The organism is Croceibacterium ferulae (assembly GCF_003660445.1).
Lineage (GTDB): Bacteria > Pseudomonadota > Alphaproteobacteria > Sphingomonadales > Sphingomonadaceae > Croceibacterium > Croceibacterium ferulae.
Genome location: NZ_QZVQ01000010.1, coordinates 13375 through 29192, shown reverse-complemented (window position 1 = coordinate 29192; position 15818 = coordinate 13375). Strand labels below are relative to the sequence as shown.

Here is a 15818-nt window from a genome sequence, read left to right as displayed (position 1 = left end):
TCAGGCGATATGTAGTTCGGCCAACCGCTCCACACGGGAGAATGCCGCCCGGGCACCCTGCACTGCCCGCTCCTCTCCCGCGCTGTCCAGTTCGGCCGCGTCCAGCGCTGCGGTGAAGATCCGCCATTGCGCTGCCGGCCCTTCCGCCGCCGGAGCTAGGTGGCGCCCGCCATGTCCGTCCGACAGGCCGAGCCGCGCCGCCGCCTTGCGCAGCAGCGCCGCGCCCATGTTCGATCCCTCGGCAACATACAGCCAGCCGAGCGCCGCGGCGATGTCGATGCGGCCGGCGGTGAAGCGCGCTGCCGGCTCCACGGCCGGGGCCAAGTCCAGATCCGCCAGATCCTCCGCCACCAGAGCGAGCCGCTGCCGCGCCGCCAGACCCGGAAGAACCCGCTGCAGATCGGCGTCCCGGTAAAGTGGAGCGATCTCCGCATGGAAGACCCACTGCATCTGCACGAACCGGCCATAGGCTGCGACACTGTCGAACGCCGCGGCGGCATTGATGCGCCGGTCGAGCCGCTCGTGCATGTCCCCGGTTCCTGCACGCAGGCGGCGGGCTCGGCTCGTATCCACAACGTCCATCAGTCTTCCTTTCGCGTCCCCTTAGCGCGAGGCGTCGCGGGAGCAATATCGGGCTGCGTTGCCGCCTGCGATCCGCGCAGCTGGCGGGAGTAGAACCAGCCGATACCAATCAGGCAGATGCCGAGCGCGAAGAAGGAGCCGATCCTCGCGAGCCCATCGAGCGCCGCCGCATCCAGGATGAACACCTTGAGCACCGCCCCCAGCATCAGCACCAGCGATCCCACGCGCCAGCTGCGCTGGCCGGTGCGCGCCCCCCAGCCCAGGAATGCCAGTGCCAGGGCAATCGCCAGCAGGGAGCGCAGCAGGTCCTCCCCCGCGCCCAGCGGCTGCAGCAGGATCGTGCCGCTGAACGACTGCCGCAGCAGCGACAGCGCGCCCACAGCCACCAACAGCATGGCCGCCGCGTCGGACACCCGCCGCGCCCTCCCAACCGATCGCAGCCAAAGCACCAGAACGGTTGCCAGTGCATAAGCGGGCAGAAGCAGGTTCAGCACCGGTATCGCGCCTACCGCCTGCTCACTCCACAACGGATTGTGCAGCAGCAGCGTGAATAGAGAGAAATGCGCCAGCGCCAGCCAGCCCAGCACGCGACCGGCAGTAACCAGCCGGGTCCGCAGGACCAGCGCAACGCCGGCCCCGGCCAGCACAACCTGCCACAAGGTGCGTTCCGCCATGCCCAGCGCAGCGAAGCGCAGGGGATCGTTCAGCGCGAACAGCTGCTTGAAGGTGAGGTGCGCCACCGCCAGCAGCAATGTCGCTGCAATCACCCACGCCCCGCGCCGCAACCGGCCGAACAGGCTTGGTTGCAGCATCAGTGCAGCGGCCCAGGCCACCGCCAGCGGGGCAAGCTGCTGCCAGGTCAGGCGCATGTCCGGCAGGTCGCTCAGCAGCACGGGTTCCGCATGCAACGCGGCCAGCCCGGCACCCGCCAGATACACCAGCGGTTGCGCCGCCCACACTGCCGCCAGCAGCAGCAGGGTGATGGCGATCGGCTCTGCCCGGCTTATGCGCCATGCCAGCGGAACGGCCGCAGCAGCCAGGATCAGCGGGAGCCACGTATCCGGCAGCAGCAAAGCGAGTGCGGCCTGCACCAACAAAGCCGCCGCCACACCGCCTGCCGTGTCGCGATCACGCCACCAGCCCGCAAGTGGCAGCAGCGCCAGCAGGATGGCTGCCAGCGCCACGCCTGCAGACCGGGCCTCCAGCATAGCGACGTCGAACTGCACCAGGGTCGCCGCGCCAACTGCCAGCGGGTACAATGCCAGCTGCCACCGATCCACGGCGGCAGCCGTCCCGCGCCATACCTGCGCCAGCGGAGGCCCGCCGAAGATCAGCGCAGCTGCGGCCGCGATGCCGACAAATGTCCAGCCTTCCGGTTGCGACCAGGCCGCCAGCAGGCAGGCGCTGACACCCGCCGCCATCGCACCCGCCTCTCTCAGGCGCTGATGGCGCCAACCCAGCACCGCCAGCGCGGCCCCCAGCAGCAAATAGCAGCCCCAAGCCAGGAGGCCGTAGTTGCTGCGGTCAACCAACAGGGCGATCTGCACCGTCGCCAGTGCGCCGGCGGCAATGCGCGCGACCTGGCCCAGCCGCCCTTCACCTGCAAAATGCGGCAGCACGGCACCCAGCAAGACAAGGTAAAGACCGATCGAGAGCACCGCCTCGTTCCGGGCAAGTGCGCCGCCATCGACCAGCAAGGCCGCACCCCATAACAGGCCGCCCGCCAGTGCAGCCAACCCGAGACCCTGACGGCCTTGCCGGTCGCCGGTCACCACCAGGCCGCCTGTCACCAGCGCCAGATAACTCGCCAGCAAAGGCAGGTTCGGCTCTGTTGCCCCCGCCAGGGCCGGAGCGGCGAACCCGCCTACCAGGCCCAGCACCGCGGTGGGCAGGCCGAAGCGCCACGACAGGCCAATCGCCAGCGCGGTGACACCGGCCAGCCCGGCAAAGGCCAATGCCGGTGCAAACAGCTGGTACAACGTGCCGCCCAGGTAGAATCCGGCATACAGGGTAGCGAGCCCGGCACCGGCAAGGGCCTGCCGGACACGGTCGTCATCCAGCCGCGCCGAGAGGCGATGGGCCAGCTCCGCAGCCGCCAGCAACGCCGCACCGGCGCCGAAGCTGAGCGCGACCCGCGACCAGGGCCCCAGCATGCCGCTCTCGATCGAGTAGCGCACCAGGAAGAAACCGGCGACTGCCAGCGCAATGCCGCCTCCCCAGATGGGCAGCTGACGGCCGAACAGTTCCTCGAAATCGAAGATCGGGCGCCAGCGGGTAGCAGGCCTGGCAGTGGTTGCTGCCGCTATAGCCACCGCCGTTTCCTGCGGAGGCGGAAGTGGCTCGCGGACGGAGGCAGGAGGCAGCTCCTGCGCGAATGCCGGCGCTTCATGCGCGAGATGCCGCGGGTGAGTCGCAGGCGGCGCAACGCCTGCCTCCAGATCGCGCATCCGCCGCTCCAGCGCGCTCACGCGCCGCCATTGCCACGCCAGGGCGATCAGCAGCAGGATCAGCAGGATTTCCGACATGGCATTGCTCCAGCAGGTATCCACAACGGCCTACCCGACAAATAATCAGTGTTCAATTGCTAAATTGGACATTGTTCAGTTACTCGGTTAAGGCATTCGCATGGGTCGACGCTCAGATCATACGCGGGACGAATTGCGCAGGCTGATCATTGCCGAAGGACACCGGCTGCTGGCGGAAACGGGCCTGGCGCGCTTTTCCGGGCGAGAGGTGGCCAAGCGCGCCGGTTACACGGTCGGCACGATCTACAATGTATTCGGCTCGCTTGACCGACTGCTGGTCACCCTCAATTCGCACACCTTTCGGCTTTGGGCAGAGTTCCTGGAGCGCCGGCTTGCCGTTAGCCCGCCTGACCGGATTCGCACCCTGGTGGAAGCCTACTTCGCCTTCGCCCGGGACCATACGCATGCCTGGTCAGCGATCTACGAACATCGCGTGTCTGCCGAGTTGTTCGATGCCGTCGATCACGACAGCCGCACCGCCCTGACGGCGATCGTCGACCGGGAGGTCCGCTCCGCGATCCCGAGCGGGGGTGATCTGGACATGCCGCGCTTCGTGCGGTCCCTGATCGCGACGGTTCATGGTCATTGCAGCTATGCGCTGGGCGGCACCTTCACCTTGCTGGAGGAGATTGACCCTGCGGCCAGCGCCCTTGCCCGAGTCCGTGAATGCCTGGCGGCACACGGATATCGTCCGCCCGACTGACCGCGACTGACACATTGCCACAGCGGTAGGTCTGTCCTAGACGCGCTCCCGGCGCGCCCATAGCTCAGCAGGATAGAGCGTCAGATTCCTAATCTGAAGGCCACAGGTTCGAATCCTGTTGGGCGCACCACTTTTCAGGCACTTATCGGCGATGCCTCGGGTCTATCCCGGGCGGTTTACATCGATCCGGTAAACCATCACGCACTCAGCCGCTCGGCCAGGTGGATCACCACCCGCTCCTGGTTGACGTAGCGGGCCCGGATCGCGGCGATCCGCTTCGTCTCCCAGCCCATCACCATCGCCGTTTCATCATCGGTCAGGCCGGCCAGGATCAGGCGAGTCGCGAAGGTGCCGCGCAGGTCGTGGATGGTGCGGTCGAACCAGTCGGGCTGCAGTTTGCGAACCGACCCTCCGAGCCCGCTGGTGGTCCATGCATCGCCCCGGCTGTTGGTCAGCACCGGGCCCGTCTTGGGCAGCTCCTTGCCGCCGATCTTGTGCAGCAGCCGGCGCGTCTCGGGCAGGATGGGAATCACGGCCCTGCCCTTGCGCTTCTGCGTCGTGACGATGATCGCCGACCGGCCGACCTGTGACCATTCGAGCGCCACCAGATCGGACAGGCGCAGACCCGTCAGACCCGCCATCATCAGCGCGCGGCGCACGTGCTGCGGTAGCTTCGTCATCGCCCGCATGTGCTGGCGCTCCCAAATCTTCTCCGACTTGTTGACCCGGTGCAGCGTCTCGATGCCGGCGGCCGGGTTGAACGGCAGGCGCCCGCGGTTCACGATCCAGCCTAGCAAGGTCGCCATCATGCCGGCGGCGGTGTCTGCGGTTCGGGGCTGATTCGCCCACTCGTCCCGCCATGCCAGAATATCGCCGCGCATCTGCTTATCGGTGAACGCCTCAAGCGGTGCCGTGCCGATCTCAGACAGCGCCTGGTCAAGGCCGGGGATATACTCCCGCTCAGCCATCAGGTTCTGCACGCCCTTGGCGAAAGCCTCGTCCGGGATCGTGCCGGTAGACCGACGGCGAACTGGCGCTGTTCCAGTCCTACACCCCGCTGGCCGTTGTCACGGACAAGAAGGTCTACAGCGAGTTCTATCAGAAGCTGCGTGACCTGATCGACGCGCAGCAGCCTGACGTGACGACCGCGAAGGGACGCAAGGCAATCGCCTCGCTCGCCGCCAAGGTAGCGCGGACCAAGACCGCCATCGATGATGCTGGCAAGAAGCTCAACGAGGAAGCCCGCGCCAAGATCAATGCCGTGTCGTAGTCGGCATGTTCCGCGATGAACTGCGTGTCGGAGGTGAGCGCGGTGGCGTCGTATAGGATCCCCGAAGCCGAACGTTATGGCCTCAACCCTTCTGACGACGGCACCGACCCATCAGCGCTCACCCAGACCACGGAAGGAGGTGATCCAGCATCTGCCGGTGCCGGGACGAACGTGCCCGCCCGCCGTGCCGCGAATGACAAGGTGACCGAGCAATGACGCCCCAGCAGGAATTTTTGGAGATATCCGCCGGGCCCGACCGCGCGCTCGCTGCGCAGCTTGCATGCGGCTGTCCACACAATGCCACTGACGCCGGCGAAGTAAATGACCGGCAGGATACAGAGACGGCCCGGCGCAAGATGGGGCTCACGCCAGGCCTCACCATGCGAGCTGCTGCACAAACCAGCACGGCTGCCCGCGAACATGCCACCACCACCCATGAAGTAAAGGGCGCGCGAGTGCCAGAGGCGGCCCGGCGAGGATCAAATTGGGGTCGCTCAACGCCGGGCCTGACCACGCCGCCTTCTGACGGGACCGACGCGGTTGCCAGCGCCATTGCCATAAACCATTGGAATGTAAAGGGCGCGCGATGATCGGGCTTGGGTTGTCGCTGGGCAATGTGGCGGTGCTGCGGAGGGGGGTGGAGGCAGAGCCTTACACCGTCATGCTGCTCGGCTCTTCCACGCCAGAGCGGTACTTCACGGAATATACCGGCCCGGCGAATGCCAATGTGCAGCGCTCCACAAACGGCTCGAGCTTCACGGCGATGGGCACCATGGGCGCAGGTGCGGCAACGCTTGGCGATGTAATTCAGAAGGGGCGGGGTGGCACGGTCCGTTTGATCGGCCGCGGGGTTGGCGGCTCCACTCTCGCTGATTGGGAGGCGAGCGGAAGCACACAGCGGTCTGGAGCAGTAGCTGCGGCCATCGCAGGCAACGTCGATGCCCTGCTTGTGATCGTCGGCTACAACGACGCAACGAACAGCCTGATCGCCAGCAAGGATGCGCACAAGGCGAAGCTTCGGTCGCTAATCTCGAAGCTGCGGGCTGAGATTGGCAAGTCCGACCTGCCCATTTTCCTTGGCATGTCGCAATTCCGCTATGCTTCCGGCTACCAAGCGGTGGATCAGCAGCATGATTGGCTGCATGAGGCCGAGTACGAAGTGGCGACGACAGACGCCAACGTGTACTTTGCCGCTCACGCCTATGATCTCGCCCAAGTCTCGGACGGCGTGCACCAAGCAGAGGCCAGCTATCCGATTCATGCCACCCGCATCGGACGGAACATTCTTCGCCAGCTGGACGGACAGCAGCCCGAGAAGGGGCCGCGCGCCACCGCCGCGACCGCGCTCACCAGCACAACTACCGAAATAACCATCGCCCACGACAGCGGCTCTGATTTCACGCCCACGAGCGGCATCACTGGCTTCAAGGTGCGCGCTGGAACGTCGCTGCTGGCCATCGCTTCTGCTCAACGAACATCGGCCACAAAGGTGCTGCTCACGCACGCATCGAACGGGGGAACGGCTCCGACTGTGACGCTGCTGGAGGGAGCGGGGCCGGACAAGGGCGCCGTCATTCACGACAACAGCCCGGCGGCGTTGCCAATCAACATCCAAGCGACAGCGCTTGCCTCCCCAACCGCTGGGACAGGGACGCCCACTCCAGCGCCTACGCCGACCCCGACTGGCAAGAGCGCGCAGGTCAATTTCAGCAGCACTGGTTCCTCCGCTAACCCCACAGGTTGGAACACCTGGGGCGCCGCCGCGGCTTCTTCCCTGCCGGCGAATGGCGAAACCAAAGCGCTCAATCAGCCGGGCGGCACTGCAAGTGGCTGGACGATGGTGGTGGTTAGCCGGCCATATGGCGGCGCGGAATCTGGCACATTGTCCATGTCCGGCTACCCAAATTCGGTGCTTGGCAATTTCTGGTACACCGACAGCACGATCACCAGTTCCACGCTCCGCCTAACCGGGCTGGACAGTACCAAGACCTACACGCTCGAAATGGTGCCCTCGCGGTCGGGGGCAGCACCGCCAAGGCCGACGATCTACACCGTAAATGATCGCCCTGCCCAAAGCATCGAGGCGGCCAGCAACACCACATCGAAGGCGCTGTTCGAGAATGTGGCCCCGGTAAATGGTGCGATCACGATCACGTTCGGCAACGGCGCGGGCTCCACGTTCGGTTACCTGAACGGGATGATCATCGTCGAAATGACTGCTTGAACCAATGGGCGGCTACATCGGCTCGCACGGCAGACATAAACCATATCCATTGAAGTAGTCGGTGCCGCCGCACTCTGGGCAGCGGTCCCGCTTAGGACCTCGGTCAATCTCAATCATCGCTTTGAACGCCGCGACGACTTTGGTCCAAGTGGTTAGGTAGAATAGCAACATGGCGCGGTGGCCTCTCGAACAGATGCCCTTCGCTTATAGCAGGCAATTCCGCCAAAGTAACGAGCCGCATCAATCATGGCGCAGCGATCTGCTCCGCGCTTGTAACTTGGGCAGCGCGATTGCTGCCGAAGAGGCGCTTGATGCAAACTTTGCCGAGCCGCTGACCTGGCAACTCCACGCCCCAATAACCCAGCAGCGCTAGGATATATGTGGAAGGCAGCACGATGGCTGAGACGAGGATGAAGCGGGTCGGTGCGCTGGAGTCCGGTCCTAGATAGCCGATCGCCCATGTAGCTGCGGGTTGCATCAACAGCAGGTGGATGAGGTAAGCGCCGAAAGATAGTTCGCCCAGCCAATGAAAAAACGGCTTCCCGAGAAGCGCAGAGGTATGATCAACCAACTTGCTTTGCCGCAGATACAGGAGGCTGAAGAACGCCACGACCATGCTTCCTCTTATGCCAATGTGCAGCAGGTCCTTGTGGGGCCCGATTGGCAGCGCAACGAATGCCCCGGCGATAACAAGGTAGAGCAGACTTGCACGACCCGGTCTCAGCCCGGCAGCAGCCAAAAGCATTCCCGCGATGAACACATGGAGCTTGAGCGGCAGGAATGAGGGCATTGGGTAATGCAGGCCCACGCGAGAGCTCGCAATGGCCAGTACCACGCCAGCAATTCCCGCGAGCAGCGCGGCCCCGATCCAACCTGCCTTGCGCGCCAAGAGGATGAACATCGGGAACACGGCGTAGAATTGCATTTCCAACCCCAAGCTCCAGTCTGGCAGTGGTGTTCGGAACGCATGACTGGGCAGCAGGCCGAACAGAAAGGATGCGTGGAGCGCGATGTTCGTCAGGCTACTATCGAGGTAACGCTCAGGGGCCTGGGGAACTTTTCCCAAGAAAGTGTCGATCGCGACCCGATCGGCGTAAATTTCAGGCCCATACGCAAGGGCGAAGAACAACGTTACATAGAACAACGGCGCAATTCGGAAGAAGCGCCGCATCCAAAAGCTGGCCCACGTCCGCAGCTTGCTCCAATCCTCAAAACCGGAGCGAACGTTGTACTGATAGACCATCAGGAAGCCCGACAGCAGAATGAAGAGGTCGACGCCTAAGTCCGGTCGGCTAACCAGAGGTAGGCGAAAACCGGTCAGCAGCAACGCATGACCCACAAGCACCCACAGCGCAGCCAGGCCCCGAAGCCCGTCTAAACACTCGACCCGACTCATTTAAGCTCCCGCCCAAAGACCTGCGAGCGTTACGCGGTTTGGCCGGACCGCACAACGCGCCCTAATTGGCGGCACTCACATGGCCGCTGCGCATTCGCGGCAACAGTCCTGCTTATGGATGCCCTCGCGATCCGCGCGATCGCTGCCTAGGCGCATCATGACGAGTAGAGGCCAGCGTCGACGCAACGAGCAAGCCAGCTGCGAGCAACTCGCTTAATTCTTCAAATGGTTCGGTCCACGACTGCTCAAAAGTGTCGAAGCCTACGGCGATGACCAACAGGAAAACCGCCGCGAGGACGAGCTGCCGTTGGCGGTTTCCGTGCTGCCACGCCACGGCGATTCTGATCAGCTGAAAGCGTCGGATTACAAATGCAGCTACCGCCGCAAGGAGACTGACTAAGAGCATTTTCAATAGCCACTGGTCAGGAGTGAGCCACTCGAAACACCGCTTTGCCAGCATCACAAAGTCTTGCCCGCCATCCAACTGCCCACCACCCGGCATCGCCGGCATCGAGAAACCTAGCTGGCGAGCGCCGAAGCTGATCTCGGAAAGGAAGCAGGCAACCCCGAGTATTCCGACAAACAGCATCAGCGCGCGGTCAGTGCGCCGCGGCGGCCGCATGAATAGCATCAACGTGGCCAACGCGGCCGCCATCCCGTCCATGGTCGCCGACGCCCACTCGATAACCCCGTCTTCGCCGAGAAACCAGTGATTGTCCGGTTTGCTGATAAGAAAACAGGCCAAGCCGCAGAGGCACCCGAAAATGATCACGGCCGCGATCGCTAACCTCTCAGAGATAGCTGCGGGTGCGTACCCGCCTCTCACGTTTGAGGCCATGTTCGCGTCTCCGTAACAAGTCATTAAAGAGACGATTAGACGCGAATTGTCTCGCAACTGCAACATAACAAGTTCCGCAGTCGCGAGCTTGTCACCCCCACAACCCGCAAGCCCACCCCCGGCGTCACCTAGACTGCCTGCGCGATGGCCCACGCCCACCAGACACCCGGCTCGATCCCTGATCGCCGGCCCACCGAACAGCCCGGGGAGAAAGCGGGCCGGGACAGATTGCGACCCGACCGGCCCGCCACACGGCTTGGAACGTTGCCCGGCCGTGGAATTTGTCTGAGTAGCCGTGGATTTCGTGTCGTCAAGCTGCGCGGACCTAAAGCTGAAGACGGTCTCAGATCAGGACGGAGTGGCAGTCAGCCCCAGACTAGCAGCGCTGCCCAAGGTGGCCGGGCTCCCGATCGCGCTGACGTTGATGACGTAGAGGATCAGCCCGGAGTCGTCTGTCACATCGACCTGCCAGTCTTGGTCTGCCCAGATCTGCTCGGCATGATCCTTCAATAGCTCCCCGACGGATTTTGCCATCTCAACGCGCAGGCCTTCGAGATCATCGCTCTCAACTTTGTGAACGTCGGCGATGTGTGACGGTGTTCTCACGTTGATGCTGTAGGCTGGCACCGGCCCCTCCGTTGCGGTCTCATGATATGCAGCGATCGAAAGCCTCGCCGCGTTCCGCGCGCGGTAAAATTCACACCTTCCCCGCCCTACAATCGCTCCGCCATGGACCATCGGCATCCAATCAGCCTCTCCCTCACGGCCCGGCATGGTCCATGTTCTTCCGACCGTGAACACCAACCAAGAAGGAATGCTGAGATGAAGATTCTCGCACTGATCGCGGCCCTGTTCGCCGCCATGATGGCCACCGTTTCCGCTCCCGCCCTCGCCATGAACCAGACCCAGACCGTGCCGGAGAGCAACCAGCCCGTGCCGGCTGCCGATGCCGCACGCGCCGCGACCTTCAACGCCTGCGTCAGCCGCCAGTACTCGGCCAAGCGCAACCGCAGCGCCGCCGTGAACAACGCCATGGGCAAGTACCGCGACACCTACACGCTGGTGGACCGTGCCGTGCCCGCCAAGAACCTGCCCGAGTTCCAGCGCCACCTGCGTGACGCGCAGATCCAGGCGGCCGACGTGGGCACGACCTGCACGCTGTAACCTAGCGCAACGATGACAGAACGGGCGCGCTGGGGGTGATCCTCTGGCGCGCCTTTTTGCTTATTACGGGGTGGCACGCGGGTGAAATACAAGCTGGCTGAAATGGTGAAGCGCGCCAAACCCGGCATGCGTCGGCGGGCGATCGTGTTGCGTGAGATCGTCCCGCCGGCCACCCTCGCCACGGACCTGTACCGATCGACCTACGCCCGCGTCGTACAGGCATGGATTGGCGCCCTGCCCCGCATCGAGGCTGAATACGAGCGCACCCTCGCCGCCCTGACCACCGACAGCCCCGCTGATGTGCAGGCCGAGATCGACGGAGCCGCGGAACAGGTGAACCGGTTGCTGCTGTTGCTGACGCCTGACCTGCAAACATGGGCGCTGCGTGTTGAGCGCTTCACCCGCGAGCGCTGGCGTGGGGCCGTGCTGTCCGCCACCGGTGTGGATCTGGGCACCTTGGTTGGCGTGGATGACGTGCGCGCCACGCTGGAGACGCATATAGGCTGGAACACTGCCCTTGTCCGCGACGTGTCAGACCAGGCCCGCCAGCGCATCGGCAATGCTGTGTTCGATGGACTGCGCAACCGGACGCCTGCGCGCGAAGTGGCCAAGACGATCCGCGAAGCTGTGGCGATGAGCCGGCGGCGATCGACTGGCATCGCAGCGGATCAGCTCAGCAAGCTTTCCTCCGCGCTGGCTGATGAGCGGCGCAGGGAGGCGGGGATCACGGCTTTCGAATTGATCCATTCAAAAAAGGCGCATCCGCGCGCCGGCCACGTCGAGCGCAACGGCAACTACTATTCGGACGTGCCCGGCGATGTTGGTCGGGAGATCAACGGCAAGACGCTGTTGGCGCCGCCTGAGGATCGGCCGGGCCAGCTGCCTTGGTGTGGATGTCGTTCCCGGTCGGTGATCGACCTAAGCGACTAGCTCCTTCTGAGCCTAAGGGCTATGTTCGCCGGCAGCCGGTGGGATTGTGCAATCGAGGTGAAGTGTCGACGCCCATGTATGACTTTCTGCGCAAAAGGCATTGCGTCCGAGGGCATGAGTACACCCCGGCGAACACCTACGTGATGAAAAGCGGCCATCGCCAGTGCAAGACGTGCAAGCGAGCCCTCAATCGAAGAGACCGCGATTTAAGCGTCAATCCGCCTCTTCGCCGCAAAGTGCAGTTCAATGGGCGAACACAGACGATCACGGAGTGGGCGAGAGAACTCGGCATCAATCGCACGACCTTGTTCTTCCGGTTCAACAATGGCTGGTCAATCGAGCGGGCCTTGACCACTCCCCCGCCCGACGCCGGGCAGGAAGAAGGGTGATGAGACCGACCGAGAAAAGCCGCATCCGCACGGTCAACCAGCACGGCAAGCATCGCGTTGTCGTGGAGATGCAGCATTGGAACGAGTTCAAGCCAATGCGCGGCTCAGTACAGCGGCATCCCGGCGGAACTGAACTGTTCACCGACGACGGCTACGATGTGAACCTCAATCGCGACGGCACCTACACGGTCCTGCAGACCGATGAAGTGCTGACGAAGGTCTAACCGCAAGCGGTAAACCTACTTTGAAGCCCGCCATATCGTGCGCGGGTGCAGTTCCATGATGCCCTGACGCTCGACGCCTCCAGCACCGCCCGCATCTGCGCGGACGGATCGCTGGTGGCCGAAGTGCTGGCAGCGCGGACCGGCCTGCAAGCCTATCTCGGCAGCGAAGTAGACCCGAGCAACGCGCATGGCCTGCGGGACCGCGCCACGGTGCAGGTCTATCGCCCCGCCAGCGAGGTGTTCAATCGCGACAGCCTCGCCAGCTTCTCCGCCGCTCCCGTCACCGTCGATCACCCGACCGTAGCGGTTGATGCCGCGAACTGGCGCGAGCTGGGCGTTGGCGAGATCCACGGCGATGTTGTGCGCGATGGCGAGCGGGTCCGCGTGCCGATCATCGTGCGTGATGCCAGTGCCGTGAAGGCGGCCACCACCACGCATAAGCAGCTCAGCATGGGCTATGCCACGGAACTGGTGTTCCCGACCGACGGCAAGCACCCCGACGGTACGGCATGCGATGCCTACCAGACCAATCTCAGGATCAACCACATTGCGCTTGTCCGCGCCGCTCGGGGCGGGCCGGAATTGCGCGTGGTCGATGAACGCCCCGGCCACACCCTCCCCAACGGAGACTTACCGATGAAGACCCTGACGATCGACGGGCTGCGCGTCCCGAACGTCTCCGATGAAGCGGAGGCGGCCATCAACAAGCTGCAGGCGGACAATGCCAAGATCGCGACCGATCTGACGGCGGCACTGGATGCCAGCACGACTGCGGCGACCACCATCCAGACCAAGGATGCGGAGATCGCCACGCTGAAGCAGCAGCTGGCCGATGCCGTGATCACCCCGGCCATGCTGCGCGATGCCGCGAAGGCCTATGCCGTCGTGTGCGACAAGGCCAAGGCCATGGGCGTGCAGTTCGCCGAGGATGCGGACGCCGACACGATCAAGGCCGCTGTGGTCACCGCCAAGCTCGGCGACCTCGCCAAGGGCTGGACCGCGGATCAGATCGCCATCTCGTTCGACACGCTGAGCGCGAATGTGAAGCCGGCGGCTCCCACCGTGCAGCCGATCGGTGCACCCAAGGTGATGGGCGACAGCGCCACCGCCGTCCAGAGCGCCCGCGCTCAGTGGCTCGCCGACAAGCAGAACGCCCACCGCAACAGCGCTGCGGCATAAGGAGACACGACCATGGCAGTGCTTCAGAGCAGCTTCGGCGAAGACCTCCAGGTCGGTTATCCCGGCATGGAAGCGGACGGCGAGCTTTCCAACATCATCACCCGCACGCTGGAAACCGGCACCGTTGGCTTCGGCAAGGCGGTCTACCAGGGCACCAACGATCGCGGTGCGGTCACCACCCCCAGCGCCAACCTGCTGGGCTTCACGATCGCCAAGCCGAACCGGCCAGGCAATCGCAAGATCCGCAACAACGGCCAATCCTGGAACATCAGCGGTTCGGGCGAAGACAACGTCGATATCGAGGCAACCTATTCGACCGCATTCGGCATCAAGAAGCAGTACGATGTCGAGCTGTACAAGGACGACGACACCGACGGCGGCGAACTGCTGGGCACATATTCAGGCACGGCGATGATGACCACTCGCAACCAGTCCTTTGCGACCGGTGGCGACACGGGCGGCGGCGCGGAGATCACCCTCGAAGGCGAGGGCGAACTGGTCTGGGCTGCGGCGGGCGCAGCCTGATGCCTGACACCGCCGTCGAGCTTTCGTTCGCGGACGGTCGCTACACGTTCTGGCTCGCCCTCCCCCAGGTGATCGAGTTGGAGCGCAAAGGCGGCGGCAAGTCGATCTTCACGATGTACGACCAGATCGGCGCTGGGCTCGGCATCGTTGGCGAGCAACCGGTCTATGCAGGCGGTGGGTCCGCCATGCTGACCGACATTCGAGAGACGATCCGCCTTGGCCTGATCGGCGGAAACTCCGGCATGGTGAGCGGCGCTCAGATCGAAGTCGGCCCCAACCTCGCGCGCGACCTGGTGGACACCTACAATGCCGATGCCCGCACCGAGGAAGCCCAGCGCCGCCTGGCCCTGTCCGAAGCGCAGCACGCCGTCACCCGGCAGTCGCTGGCTACGCTCGAGCAGCAAGCCGCTGAATGGGTGCACGATGGCGAGTTGCGATCCGAGCGCCTGTCCGACGCGATGGCGCAGGCCAAGGATGACGCGGCGGAACTACGGCGGGAAGCCGATGTGATCCGGCGCGCTGGGGTGCGGACGGATTGTGTGACGCCTCGCGAGATCAGGGAGAGCGGGCTATGAGGCTGCTAATCGCAATATCCGCAATGGCGCTGGCAGGGTGTCAGACGACGCAGCCGGCAGTTGAAATCCGCACGGTGAAGGTGCCAACGCCGGTCCCCTGCCTAGCCGCTGACGAGATCCCCGCCGAGCCCTCCACCGTGGCCGATCAGCTTACGGGCAATGCTGCGGCGGATCTGCCTATCGTGGCGGCTTCCGCGTTGATGCTCCGGGCTTGGGGCCGTGAGATGTTCGCCGCGCTGGATGCTTGTGCGGGCGCGCCTTGAGGCATAGACGAAGGCTGCTGCGGCGGGGTTCTTTAGCCATCCCCGGATTCGGAACGCCGTCGCAGCACCTTTCCGATCAACAGCTCAGCCAGTCCAACTCGGCATCATCCAGCGCCTCGAACGCGTCCGGATCGGCGCCCAGCTCCTGCATCCGCTTGCGCACCTGGTCCACGTCGCCGCGCCGCGGAAAGCCACGATCCGCGCGGGCCGCTGCCGCCAGTCCATCGATCCAATCGCCACGATCCACCTGCGAAAGCAGCCAAGTGCCGAACGGCTCTCGCAGCTGCAACTCCTGCTCCTGCTCCACTCGTCCCATCAACATGTTCGGTTTCCTCTTGCCGACTCACCGTCGTAGCGATCATACGATGTTCCATGTTTGTTCTGCAAGGAAGTCGCATGCCAACCGGGAAGCCACCAGAAGCTGCCGACCCGTTTCCGGAAGTGCTGACGCCGGCGCAGGTGCGCTTCGAGCTCAGCTTCGCTCTGCACGAGGTGGCAAAGGCACCCGTGTGGGAATGGGCGCGCACCGACCGCTTGAAAAAGGAAGCTGCCCGGGAGCGGATCACGGACAAGCTGTTCGCGCGGTTCGATCGCCTGCAGGTGCGGGGGCCCGCTTCTTCAGTCAGCCTCTTTGCGGACCGCGTCACAGGTCGAGAGGACAGCGACACATGAGCTTGTGCAGGATCTGCAGCGCCAACGATGAGGAAGCGCTCGTTGAAGATGTCGCCCGGTCTATGTGGGACACGCAGCGGTCGAGTGATCCGGATGACGCATGGCGGCCGTGGGACCAGGCGGGTCCGTACTGGCAGCGCGTCATGCTGCAGTTCGCGAAGGCGACCGTCAAGATGTTGCGAACTGAGCATTACGTGCAGTGAGGTTGGTCAGCAGTCAAGGAAAGAGCCGCACCGATCCAGACGGTGCGGCTCTACCGGTCATCACTACCCGTCGACGAAGCCGGCCCACTCAGGTCTACCGGTCGCTGCTTGTCGGATCGTACGGCGGCGGTTGCGTGATAACCACTAGGCGCGCCA

General features: G+C 64.1%; 19 protein-coding genes and 1 tRNA gene. 13 read left to right on the top strand and 7 right to left on the bottom strand.

Annotated features, from left to right (window positions below; translation table 11 throughout):
• Both D5S08_RS12675 and D5S08_RS12670 read right to left on the bottom strand, forming a co-directional pair.
• Window positions 1–582 (bottom strand): biliverdin-producing heme oxygenase, encoded by a 582-nt coding sequence (locus D5S08_RS12675; RefSeq protein WP_121119126.1) that lies wholly within the window; start codon window positions 580–582, stop codon window positions 1–3.
• The gene (locus tag D5S08_RS12670; RefSeq protein WP_126665562.1) at window positions 582–3107 is read right to left on the bottom strand and encodes a DUF2339 domain-containing protein; all 2526 of its coding nucleotides are present in this window, start codon (window positions 3105–3107) and stop codon (window positions 582–584) included. Before D5S08_RS12670 ends, D5S08_RS12675 begins: the two co-directional genes overlap by 1 nt.
• 100 nt (window positions 3108–3207) lie before the next feature.
• Between D5S08_RS12670 and D5S08_RS12665 the strand changes: the two genes are divergently transcribed.
• Window positions 3208–3810, top strand: coding sequence for a TetR/AcrR family transcriptional regulator (locus tag D5S08_RS12665; RefSeq protein ID WP_121119122.1), 603 nt, complete (start codon window positions 3208–3210; stop codon window positions 3808–3810).
• Between the two features lie 53 nt (window positions 3811–3863).
• Window positions 3864–3940, top strand: a tRNA-Arg gene (locus D5S08_RS12660).
• A 67-nt stretch (window positions 3941–4007) separates the two neighbouring features.
• On the opposite strand, the gene D5S08_RS12655 is transcribed toward D5S08_RS12660, so the two are convergent.
• A complete protein-coding gene (locus D5S08_RS12655; RefSeq protein WP_121119120.1) occupies window positions 4008–4790 on the bottom strand; it encodes a tyrosine-type recombinase/integrase in 783 nt (260 codons plus the stop codon).
• 158 nt (window positions 4791–4948) lie between these two features.
• On the opposite strand from D5S08_RS12655, the gene D5S08_RS17360 reads away from it, so the two are divergent.
• A complete protein-coding gene (locus D5S08_RS17360) occupies window positions 4949–5080 on the top strand; it encodes a hypothetical protein (protein WP_277750417.1) in 132 nt (43 codons plus the stop codon).
• 586 nt (window positions 5081–5666) lie between these two features.
• The gene (locus D5S08_RS12640; protein WP_121119116.1) at window positions 5667–7304 is read left to right on the top strand and encodes an SGNH/GDSL hydrolase family protein; all 1638 of its coding nucleotides are present in this window, start codon (window positions 5667–5669) and stop codon (window positions 7302–7304) included.
• Window positions 7305–7548: 244 nt separating this feature from the next.
• On the opposite strand, the gene D5S08_RS12635 is transcribed toward D5S08_RS12640, so the two are convergent.
• The 3 genes from D5S08_RS12635 to D5S08_RS12625 form a co-directional block, all read right to left on the bottom strand.
• Window positions 7549–8700 (bottom strand): acyltransferase family protein, encoded by a 1152-nt coding sequence (locus D5S08_RS12635; protein ID WP_121119114.1) that lies wholly within the window; start codon window positions 8698–8700, stop codon window positions 7549–7551.
• A 112-nt stretch (window positions 8701–8812) separates the two neighbouring features.
• The gene (locus tag D5S08_RS12630) at window positions 8813–9445 is read right to left on the bottom strand and encodes a hypothetical protein (protein WP_126665561.1); all 633 of its coding nucleotides are present in this window, start codon (window positions 9443–9445) and stop codon (window positions 8813–8815) included.
• A gap of 441 nt (window positions 9446–9886) precedes the next feature.
• Window positions 9887–10165, bottom strand: a complete 279-nt coding sequence (locus D5S08_RS12625) for a DUF6894 family protein (RefSeq protein WP_126665560.1) — start codon at window positions 10163–10165, stop codon at window positions 9887–9889.
• A 195-nt stretch (window positions 10166–10360) separates the two neighbouring features.
• Between D5S08_RS12625 and D5S08_RS12620 the strand changes: the two genes are divergently transcribed.
• The 7 genes from D5S08_RS12620 (at window position 10361) to D5S08_RS12595 (ending at window position 14524) form a co-directional block, all read left to right on the top strand.
• Entirely contained in the window at window positions 10361–10702 is a 342-nt protein-coding gene (locus D5S08_RS12620; protein ID WP_121119108.1) for a hypothetical protein, read from the top strand.
• Window positions 10703–10783: 81 nt separating this feature from the next.
• Window positions 10784–11632, top strand: coding sequence for a hypothetical protein (locus D5S08_RS12615; protein WP_206610341.1), 849 nt, complete (start codon window positions 10784–10786; stop codon window positions 11630–11632).
• A gap of 74 nt (window positions 11633–11706) precedes the next feature.
• Complete coding sequence (locus D5S08_RS16475; protein WP_126665559.1) at window positions 11707–12021, top strand: hypothetical protein; 315 nt, start codon at window positions 11707–11709, stop codon at window positions 12019–12021.
• Window positions 12021–12245 (top strand): hypothetical protein, encoded by a 225-nt coding sequence (locus tag D5S08_RS12610; protein WP_126665558.1) that lies wholly within the window; start codon window positions 12021–12023, stop codon window positions 12243–12245. The genes D5S08_RS16475 and D5S08_RS12610 overlap by 1 nt, the downstream gene beginning before the upstream one ends.
• A gap of 45 nt (window positions 12246–12290) precedes the next feature.
• The gene (locus tag D5S08_RS12605; RefSeq protein WP_241557388.1) at window positions 12291–13424 is read left to right on the top strand and encodes a DUF2213 domain-containing protein; all 1134 of its coding nucleotides are present in this window, start codon (window positions 12291–12293) and stop codon (window positions 13422–13424) included.
• Between the two features lie 12 nt (window positions 13425–13436).
• Complete coding sequence (locus D5S08_RS12600) at window positions 13437–13949, top strand: structural cement protein Gp24 (protein ID WP_126665557.1); 513 nt, start codon at window positions 13437–13439, stop codon at window positions 13947–13949.
• On the top strand, window positions 13949–14524 hold the full coding sequence (locus tag D5S08_RS12595; RefSeq protein WP_121119102.1) for a GTA-gp10 family protein: 576 nt from the start codon (window positions 13949–13951) through the stop codon (window positions 14522–14524). Before D5S08_RS12600 ends, D5S08_RS12595 begins: the two co-directional genes overlap by 1 nt.
• Window positions 14525–14863: 339 nt before the next feature.
• Here the strand turns inward: D5S08_RS12595 and D5S08_RS12585 are convergent, their stop codons facing one another.
• Window positions 14864–15109, bottom strand: coding sequence for a hypothetical protein (locus D5S08_RS12585; RefSeq protein ID WP_241557387.1), 246 nt, complete (start codon window positions 15107–15109; stop codon window positions 14864–14866).
• 50 nt (window positions 15110–15159) lie between these two features.
• On the opposite strand from D5S08_RS12585, the gene D5S08_RS12580 reads away from it, so the two are divergent.
• On the top strand, window positions 15160–15459 hold the full coding sequence (locus tag D5S08_RS12580; protein WP_126665556.1) for a hypothetical protein: 300 nt from the start codon (window positions 15160–15162) through the stop codon (window positions 15457–15459).
• Window positions 15456–15662 (top strand): hypothetical protein, encoded by a 207-nt coding sequence (locus D5S08_RS12575; protein ID WP_121119096.1) that lies wholly within the window; start codon window positions 15456–15458, stop codon window positions 15660–15662. The genes D5S08_RS12580 and D5S08_RS12575 overlap by 4 nt, the downstream gene beginning before the upstream one ends.
• The last annotated feature ends 156 nt before the right edge of the window (window positions 15663–15818 follow it).

Coding starts and splice junctions, on each gene's coding strand:
- D5S08_RS12610 (WP_126665558.1), top strand. CDS start 12,021: ATGAGACCGACCGAGAAAAGCCGCATCCGCACGGTCAACCAGCACGGC.
- D5S08_RS12675 (WP_121119126.1), bottom strand. CDS start 582: ATGGACGTTGTGGATACGAGCCGAGCCCGCCGCCTGCGTGCAGGAACC.
- D5S08_RS12620 (WP_121119108.1), top strand. CDS start 10,361: ATGAAGATTCTCGCACTGATCGCGGCCCTGTTCGCCGCCATGATGGCC.
- D5S08_RS16475 (WP_126665559.1), top strand. CDS start 11,707: ATGTATGACTTTCTGCGCAAAAGGCATTGCGTCCGAGGGCATGAGTAC.
- D5S08_RS12575 (WP_121119096.1), top strand. CDS start 15,456: ATGAGCTTGTGCAGGATCTGCAGCGCCAACGATGAGGAAGCGCTCGTT.
- D5S08_RS12585 (WP_241557387.1), bottom strand. CDS start 15,109: ATGTTGATGGGACGAGTGGAGCAGGAGCAGGAGTTGCAGCTGCGAGAG.
- D5S08_RS12670 (WP_126665562.1), bottom strand. CDS start 3,107: ATGTCGGAAATCCTGCTGATCCTGCTGCTGATCGCCCTGGCGTGGCAA.
- D5S08_RS12640 (WP_121119116.1), top strand. CDS start 5,667: ATGATCGGGCTTGGGTTGTCGCTGGGCAATGTGGCGGTGCTGCGGAGG.
- D5S08_RS12635 (WP_121119114.1), bottom strand. CDS start 8,700: ATGAGTCGGGTCGAGTGTTTAGACGGGCTTCGGGGCCTGGCTGCGCTG.
- D5S08_RS12580 (WP_126665556.1), top strand. CDS start 15,160: ATGTTTGTTCTGCAAGGAAGTCGCATGCCAACCGGGAAGCCACCAGAA.
- D5S08_RS12665 (WP_121119122.1), top strand. CDS start 3,208: ATGGGTCGACGCTCAGATCATACGCGGGACGAATTGCGCAGGCTGATC.
- D5S08_RS12595 (WP_121119102.1), top strand. CDS start 13,949: ATGCCTGACACCGCCGTCGAGCTTTCGTTCGCGGACGGTCGCTACACG.
- D5S08_RS12600 (WP_126665557.1), top strand. CDS start 13,437: ATGGCAGTGCTTCAGAGCAGCTTCGGCGAAGACCTCCAGGTCGGTTAT.